This is a genomic window from Streptomyces noursei, assembly GCF_001646665.1.
Lineage (GTDB): Bacteria > Actinomycetota > Actinomycetes > Streptomycetales > Streptomycetaceae > Streptomyces > Streptomyces lavendulocolor.
In genome coordinates this window covers 1-6,089 of sequence record NZ_LWBU01000358.1, presented here as the reverse complement: position 1 = coordinate 6,089, position 6,089 = coordinate 1, and the positions used below count along the sequence as shown (strand labels likewise).

At 68.6% G+C, this 6,089-nt stretch carries 7 protein-coding genes; 2 read left to right on the top strand and 5 right to left on the bottom strand.

All coding sequences use genetic code 11. The annotated features are described in order from the left end of the window. Positions 1-84: 84 nt before the first annotated feature. From A4V12_RS24615 to A4V12_RS24595, 5 genes are all read right to left on the bottom strand, one after another. The gene (locus A4V12_RS24615) at positions 85-450 is read right to left on the bottom strand and encodes a hypothetical protein (RefSeq protein WP_064071594.1); all 366 of its coding nucleotides are present in this window, start codon (positions 448-450) and stop codon (positions 85-87) included. Beyond that, the gene (locus A4V12_RS24610) at positions 447-710 is read right to left on the bottom strand and encodes a hypothetical protein (RefSeq protein WP_064071593.1); all 264 of its coding nucleotides are present in this window, start codon (positions 708-710) and stop codon (positions 447-449) included. The genes A4V12_RS24615 and A4V12_RS24610 overlap by 4 nt, the downstream gene beginning before the upstream one ends. A gap of 75 nt (positions 711-785) precedes the next feature. Next, on the bottom strand, positions 786-1,439 hold the full coding sequence (locus A4V12_RS24605; RefSeq protein WP_064071592.1) for a hypothetical protein: 654 nt from the start codon (positions 1,437-1,439) through the stop codon (positions 786-788). Next, positions 1,436-2,350: a nucleotidyltransferase domain-containing protein gene (locus A4V12_RS24600; RefSeq protein ID WP_159028929.1), complete on the bottom strand. Its 915-nt coding sequence runs from the start codon at positions 2,348-2,350 to the stop codon at positions 1,436-1,438. The genes A4V12_RS24605 and A4V12_RS24600 overlap by 4 nt, the downstream gene beginning before the upstream one ends. 683 nt (positions 2,351-3,033) lie before the next feature. Then, on the bottom strand, positions 3,034-3,612 hold the full coding sequence (locus A4V12_RS24595; RefSeq protein ID WP_064071610.1) for a hypothetical protein: 579 nt from the start codon (positions 3,610-3,612) through the stop codon (positions 3,034-3,036). A gap of 540 nt (positions 3,613-4,152) precedes the next feature. Here A4V12_RS24595 and A4V12_RS24590 point away from each other — a divergent pair. Next, on the top strand, positions 4,153-4,656 hold the full coding sequence (locus A4V12_RS24590) for a hypothetical protein (protein ID WP_064071591.1): 504 nt from the start codon (positions 4,153-4,155) through the stop codon (positions 4,654-4,656). A gap of 500 nt (positions 4,657-5,156) precedes the next feature. Then, positions 5,157-5,576: a hypothetical protein gene (locus A4V12_RS24580; protein ID WP_234372329.1), complete on the top strand. Its 420-nt coding sequence runs from the start codon at positions 5,157-5,159 to the stop codon at positions 5,574-5,576. Positions 5,577-6,089: the final 513 nt, after the last annotated feature.

Below are 6,089 nucleotides of genomic sequence, written 5' to 3'. Positions count from 1 at the left end.
CGTGCAGGGCGCCGCGGGCCAGGCGAGACTTTGCGGACACGACCTAGGCCAGGCGGCCCGCGGGCATCTCACCCGAGGCGAGGATCAGCTTGTCCAGGTTTTGATTTGGGCGGCGACTTCACGCACCGGGAGTCCGTCCCGCGCGGCGCGGGCCAGGGGGAGGACGGTGTCCAGGCCGGGGCTCACCGGCAGGCCGCATGCGGACAGGTAGGCAGCCGTCACGGTCGCCGCGAACAGCAGGTTCCGCACCTCCAGGCTTGGGTTCCTCGCCAGCTCGCACAGCAGTGCCGCAGCCTTGTGATGGGGCTCGGGGTAGACCTCGTGGTCCAAGATCTCCGCCCGGTGACGTGCTTCCGCCGCGACCGGCACGCCGTAGTCGACGACCTGGGGATCTCCCGGGACCTGCTGTGCCACCGCCAAGATCCAGGCGAGATCGATGCGAACGTTCACGCGGCGTCCCTCGGCGCGGTCCGCTCCATCCCCGCAGGGAGGCCGGGGTACCGGTCCTCACCCACCTCCGCCTCGAATGCGTCTGCGTACCCAGCCAGGAACACCGCAGCGCCGGCCATGAAGGCGGCGCGAGACTGGTTCACATCGGCTTCGATCAGGTCGGCCACGTAACCCTGAAGGCTTTGACCGCGGCGTGCGGCCCGGTCCTCGGCGGCTGCCCTCACGTCGTCGCTCAGTCGAATATTCGTCTGCTTTGCCATACCCACCACGATAGCTAGCCTCTGATACCAGTGGCTAGCTCTCGGTGAGGTCGGTCCCTTGTCATGTGATCCGCATCATGCTGTCGAGTGGTGGTCAGGATCGGCCGCCTGGGCCTCGGCGAACGTGCCGAAGTCAGTGCCGCGGTCGATCAGAGTGAGGTCCATGTCCCCTGTGGTGAACCGGCCGGTGAAGTATCGGCCCGTCGCCGCTGTGGGCACGCGACCGGTGACCGAGATCCGGGCCGCCCCTTCGTGGCGCGGGCTCCGCGGCTGGTGCTCGACACGCGGAGTGCTCTCGTAGAGGAAACGGATCTCGGCGGTGCCCGAGTTCTCGGGCGCGTTCACGGTGGCGTTGCTCGAGTGGGAGGAGCTCTCTGCAGTCCGCAGGGTCGCGTGGAGGCTCCAGTAGGTCTGCTCGATGGTGAGGTACGTGGTGATGGGGCCGCGGTTCCCCCCCTCAGGTATAAGGCTCTTTGGACTCGGTGTAAGGACGGCCCTCCAAGTGCCGCCCACCCATGGCCGCCCGTTGAAGTGGTGGATACCCGGCCAGCGCCAGGCCCACTTGTCGAAGACGATCACCAGGTACCCGATGAGGGCTGGGATGTACGCGAAGGCGAAGCGCAGCTGGGTGGGGTAGAGGCCGAGGGCGAGAAGCACGCCCGTGTACACGGTCGCGGCGACGGTGGCGCCCAGGCGGATGGTGGCGGCGGGGGTCATCTCATCCTTCATCCGTAGTTGAGGTAGGTCCACGCGGCGCGGACCAGCTTCCGTCCGTCGGCCGGCTGCCACTTCTGGCCGCGCCCGAACAACGGCTTGATCCCGTTGGGCTCCACCAGCGACTTCGGCTCCATGAGCCAGGGATGGAGACTGCGCTGGAGGTGCTGCAACGCCTCACGAACGGCATCGTCGAACGAGCCCGCTGCCAGCACGTGATCCGGCACGTTGTAGACGAGGCACTCGGAGAAGTACGACGGCAGCGGATCGATTACCTTCTGCTCAGCGAGGTCGTTCTCGACCGACTTGAGCACGCGGACGACGAACTTGTAGCGGTGGTTGGTGCGCTCGTTCTTAGCCCTCCCGTTCACCAGCTGCTGATGGGGCCAGTTGACGATCTCCGTCCCATCGCGGCAGTAGACGATGCTCCCCTCAATGCTCTGGCTCAAGGACTCATCGGTGAACTGCACGTACTTGAAGCAAGGCACGACGTCGGCGCTCGGCCGACTGCCGGGCACCTCGGGGATGCAGAAGGCGACATTGTGGCTGTCGTCGACCGTGTCGAACGCGTTCTCCAAGGCCGCGTGCAGCTCCTGCCGTAGCACGCGAGGCTTCCACGGCCCGTCATACCTGTGCATCCAGCGCCCACCGAACCAGAACCTCTGCGGGTCAATCTGTGCGTGGAATGGGTCGTTGATCTGAACCTTGATATCGACGTCGCTGTCATTACGCACGTTAGTCTTGTTCGGGTATGACCCCTTCGCCTCCACCATGATGTCGAGGTCCGCGAAGGCACCGTGGGCGGCCACTGCCTCCCTAACCAGCCGCTCGGCACGTCGCTGCCGCTCGGCCTCAGCAGCCCCCGCAGGCCTCTGCCATCTCAGCAGCCGTTCCAGCCGTTCTTCAACACTCAGCTGACGGTCCATCCGCGCCCTCTCTCACTACCGGACCCACACCCGAGCGGAGTCTCCCAGACTGCACTTACCAAGGCATGCCCCTTCGCACGAACTTGTGCCTGCAGCAGGAGACGGACAGCACCGACTCTTCCAAGAGCGCGGTGTCTCGGTAGCGAGGGTGCCGGTATCCCGACAGCCAGCCCAGGTTGGCAGCGACAACCGGTTCGGGAGGCGAGGCGACCCTGTACTGCCATCCCACCACACGTGCCGCCGCTGCCATGACCTCAGCACGGTGTGCGAGCCGGGGAGAGACCTCCCCTCGCCCGGCACAGTCGAGCAGCAGACCCCCGCCGTCGCTGAACCGTGCCATCAGATGCGTAACATGCGGCACCCCGGTCCCATCAGATTCCCGCCAGGACAGCTCTACAGGGCGGCACGCCATTGCCATGAGCGAAGGAATGCCAGGGCACCGGCGAGCGGCAGCGGCGAACATCTCGCCTCTCTCCCCAGCGAGGCCAGTCCTTCCCCTCGTTCATCGTGCCGGTTTCAAAACCGATCGGGCGTGTGCAGCGCTGCCGCTGGTTTCCAGGAGCCACGCACCGCGCCGGTGTTCCGGTAGGACACGGCCTCGGGCGGGGGAGGGGGCGTACGGGGCCTCCGGCTCGGACGCGGGCCCGTTCATGGTCTCTCCGGCCGGTTGGCGGCGGGGTGGCTCAGGCGTAGGTCATCGGGCAGCCGTGTCGCAGGGAGTACTGCGCGGCGCGCAGGTAGAGCGCCACGTAGAAGGCCGCGTCCCGGTCCTCGGCCCACGGTCTCGACCGCACCCGGGTGGTCTGCTTCGCACCGCCCTGCAGGAACCACAGGCTCAGTGCGAGGTTCTCGCCCGCCGGTATCGCGTCCACGGGCAGTCCGACGGCACCGGCCAGCCGCTCGGCCAGGGCGAGCACCTGCGGGGCCCCGGCGACCGCTGTTTCCTCGCCGGTGTACGCGGTGCCGACGGGGAGCACGATCTGCTCCTCCAGCGCGAACGGAACGAGCACGCTCCAGTCGAGGAGGGCCGACAGCTCCACGTCGGTCAGCTGCGTCCTGCACAGCGCCACGAAGCCGTCCATGGACGGGCTGACCTTCTCCTCGAACCAGCCCAGCGCCTCCCGTGCGGCCTGCCGCGGCTCATAAGGGGGCAGCCCCCGCCGCTCCAGCTCGGTGTTCAGCGCGGTGGCGACGTCCCCGTACCCGTCCTCCCCCGGCCGTGACCAGTCCTGCGCGGCGACACTCACTAGATAGATGCCCATGATCGCAACGTACCGGCCGCCACCGACAACGTCGGGAGTGCCCGGCATCGGCTCCGGCAGCGTCCACGTCACACCGGATGCCCTCCACGGATGCCCCACGACTTCCGCGTGGACGTCCGCACCCTTACCGTCCTGCTCTTCGGCTCCGGCGGCAGTCGGCGATCGAGGAGCGGGATATCCAGATCTGACCCGGCTCGGTGACGGCCTCAACGCCAAGCGGGTCTGCCAGTTTCTCCGAGCCCACGACCTGTTGATCGAGGACCCGGACCGACACCGGGACGCGGACCTCACGTGGATCGACGTGGCCGTCAGCGCGCTGCCCGATCCCCTCGCCGGGGAGGTGCGCACCTGGACGGCGGTGATGCGCGGCCAGGGACGGCGTGAGCACGCGCCCCGCAGCTACCAGACCATCCGCCGCTACCTCGGACGTCTCACCCCCTCCTCGCTGCCTGGGCGGACCAGGGCATCAACACCCTGCGGGAGATCACCAGCGAACACATCACCACCGCGATGACCGGGCTCACCAGGCATCCCCGACGCATGACCGCCACCGCCGTGCGCAGCCTGTTCAAAGCCCTGAAGCAGGAGCGCGTCATCTTCCGCGATCCCGCCCGCGGCCTTCCTGTCGGCTGGACCGCCGGCGTCCCGCAGGCGGTGCCCTCCGACCTGCTGGCCGAACTGCTTGACCAGGTGAAGACCCCGTTCGGTCGCCTCGTGGTTGCCCTGGCCGCCGCGCACGCCCTGCCTAGCCGTGAGACCAGACGACTGCGGATCGCGGATCTCAGCCTCGCCCACGGAACTCTCCACGTACGCCGCGGCCTGATGCGCCACACCCTGTATCTCGAGGAGTTCACCCACCGCCTCGCCGCCGAGTGGCTCGCCTACCGCCATCACCGCTGGCCCACATCGACCAACCCTCACCTGCTCGTTAGCCGACGCACCGCACTCAACCCAGACCAGCCGACCGTTGCCAGGAGTACGGGCGTCGTTGGTGGTTGGCCGTTCTACGTCTTCTTCGGTTGGGGGAGAAGATCGGTTCGGTGAGGGCAGGCCATTCGACGGCCATGGCTCAGGTGACTTCCATGCTCAAGGGGCACGCGAAGGAGGCTTAGGCTCGTTAGCTGACCATGATCGTTCTTAACGGGCCCTGTACGCCAACTACCCGTCGCACGAGGGCGGGCGCTCTGCACAAGGCCCCGCCCCAGTTAGCCTTTTGATGGACGAGCCGGGCGACCGGCTGCCGCTGCTCACCGCTGGTGAGGCCCGCGCCGTCGTGGCGCTCCTCGGCTATCTCCAGAACGGCGGCGGAGCTGCCGGACGCGGCCGTGTGGGCGAGCGAGCTACAGGGCTGGATACTGCGCCGCATCCCGACCCCGTGACGGGGCAGCGCCCCTCAGGCGAGTGACCGGCGAGGTGTATCGGGAGTCGGCCCTACGTCGGGTCGCTCCTCGCAGCTGGCGGACTCGTCCGACAGATCCCGCTGGGGCGTCCGGCGCCCATGGGGGGATCCGTTGATGATCGAAAACGGGCATAGGATGGCGCTCGTGGAGAACATCGGGGCAGAGATCGAAGAATTGGTGAAGGAAGCGGAACGGCTGATCCGCGATCAGGTGTGGGTCCTGTCGTTCGACGACCGCGCCGTCGCGGCGAAGGCCGCTGCCGATCTGCTCGCCGCCGTGGGCAACCCGGAGACCCAGCAGACCTTGCCCGAGGTCGACCGGCTGGAGCACCTGCGGGAAGCGCTCGCTGCTGTGGCCATCGCCCTGGCCCACGTCCACGGGCGCCTGGCCTGGTTCCTCGGCGCCGCTGCCACCGCCCTCTCGCCGGTCCTGCACTGGCGTGCGATGCCCGCAGAGGACGGCTCGACCTTCGGCGCCGTTCCGCCGTCCCTGGAGGAGTACGTGGAAGCCGAAGAGGCGATCCGTCGGCTCCAAAGCATCCTTGCCAGCATCGCCATCGTCTGACGCCACTCGCCCGGACGAGACCTAGTCGGCGGTGGTGGACGTAGCGGGTCTTGGTGCCCACCCCGACCCGCACCACGACGCCCTCGTCCGCCCACGTCTTCAGCCAGCCAACGACCGTCTGTCGGGTGGTGCCGTACTCGTCACGGCCTCGGGACATCCGGCCGCTTGCCGGGCCCCGGAGCCCGCCTGCGACGGAGTGCGTCCCGGCTGACGCCCGTCAGCGTGCCCTCCCGGGCCAGGTAAGCGCGGGCCGCTGTCACACCCCGCTCCCACGCGGCCGCCCGGCCGCCGCCGGCCTTCGGCGCCGCGGGGGCCGGTTCCGGCGCCGCGACGCCGAGCGCGCCCAGCCGCTCCCGCTGCGCCTCGACACCGGCGTCGCGCCCTGATGGTCGCTGGGCCGACTCGCCCATCCGTCCGGCCCGGGGCACGCTGGGAGGCGTGAGCAGCGCGCCGATCGTCGTGCACCGGCCCTCCCGTTCGGGTGGCCGGAGAGTCACCGTGCACCGGCACGGC

What these genes read in the sequence shown, in the direction of transcription:
- A4V12_RS24600 (WP_159028929.1), bottom strand. Translation starts at nt 2,350, where the DNA reads ATGGACCGTCAGCTGAGTGTTGAAGAACGGCTGGAACGGCTGCTGAGA.
- A4V12_RS24610 (WP_064071593.1), bottom strand. Translation starts at nt 710, where the DNA reads ATGGCAAAGCAGACGAATATTCGACTGAGCGACGACGTGAGGGCAGCC.
- A4V12_RS24590 (WP_064071591.1), top strand. Translation starts at nt 4,153, where the DNA reads ATGACCGCCACCGCCGTGCGCAGCCTGTTCAAAGCCCTGAAGCAGGAG.
- A4V12_RS24605 (WP_064071592.1), bottom strand. Translation starts at nt 1,439, where the DNA reads ATGAAGGATGAGATGACCCCCGCCGCCACCATCCGCCTGGGCGCCACC.
- A4V12_RS24595 (WP_064071610.1), bottom strand. Translation starts at nt 3,612, where the DNA reads ATGGGCATCTATCTAGTGAGTGTCGCCGCGCAGGACTGGTCACGGCCG.